The organism is Coriobacteriia bacterium (assembly GCA_034370385.1).
Taxonomy (GTDB): domain Bacteria; phylum Actinomycetota; class Coriobacteriia; order Anaerosomatales; family PHET01; genus JAXMKZ01.
In genome coordinates, this window is the sequence record JAXMKZ010000035.1 from 1 (window position 1) to 1,036 (window position 1,036).

A 1,036-nucleotide genomic window follows, 5' to 3' on the forward strand; every position below is an offset into this window, starting at 1 on the left:
TTTTGCAGATTCGCCTCAACCGTTTTGATTTCAAGCCGAGTTTGCTCTATTTCTTTTTGTAAATTCGCCTCAACCGTTTTGATTTCAATGCGCGTTTTTTCAATTTCCTTTTGTAAATTCGCCTCAACCGTTTTGATTTCCTTTTGTAAATTCGCCTCAACCGTTTTGATTTCCTTTTGTAAATTCGCCTCAACCGTTTTGATTTCAAGCTGCAGATTCGCCTCAACCGTTTTGATTTCAAGCTGCAGATTCGCCTCAACCGTTTTGATTTCAAGCTGCAGATTCGCCTCAACCGTTTTGATTTCAAGCTGCAGATTCGACTCAACCGTTTTGATTTCAATGCGCGTTTTTTCAATTTCCTTTTGCAGATTCGCCTCAACCGTTTTAATCTCAAGCCGAGTTTGCTCTATTTCCTTTTGTAAGCGCAATTCGGTTTCGCTCAAATTATGCCGAGTAGCCACCTCCCTAAGATTAGGATAACGCTCTTCCAATTCGCTAAAAGCTTCAACAATTGCTTTTGAGCGCGCTTTATCATCAGGCGCTTCATTAAGTTTTTCGTACAAATGCAAGGCTACAGCACTCATAAAATTACGTCCCATCCATCCGGTTCAAATTTGGCGAAGTATAGCATTATCTAACCGCAGAGCTTCCTTATATACAAAGCGCCGAGCTTGCAATCATACAAAGCCAGCGTTGAACGCACAAAAGTCCCACAAAAAAACTCTGCGAGACTCTGCGCATAACTCAGCGTTACTCTGCGGTTAAAAAACGCCGCTTAAAAAATCCCGGCCGGTTTTATTTAACCGCAGAGTCGCACAAAGTTAAGCGCAGAGTAGCGCAGAGTTTCCTTGTACAAAGCGCTAAGTGTGTAATCATACAAAGCCAGCGTTGAACACACAAAAGTCCCACAAAAAAACGCTCAGGCTAAATGCGCTAAAAACCATTCGAGCAGACGGACGCCCATAACAATCGTACCCACCGAGCCTATCACCCACAGCGTTTGTTGGTGAACAGTTTTAGAAAAACTAACTTCAAT

1 protein-coding gene is annotated in these 1,036 nt (G+C 42.6%); it reads right to left on the bottom strand.

From position 1 onward, the window contains the following. Window positions 1-584, bottom strand: a 584-nt coding sequence (locus U1E26_07860) for a hypothetical protein (protein MDZ4169556.1), incomplete at its 3' end; no start/stop codon positions are given. Window positions 585-1,036 lie beyond the last annotated feature (452 nt).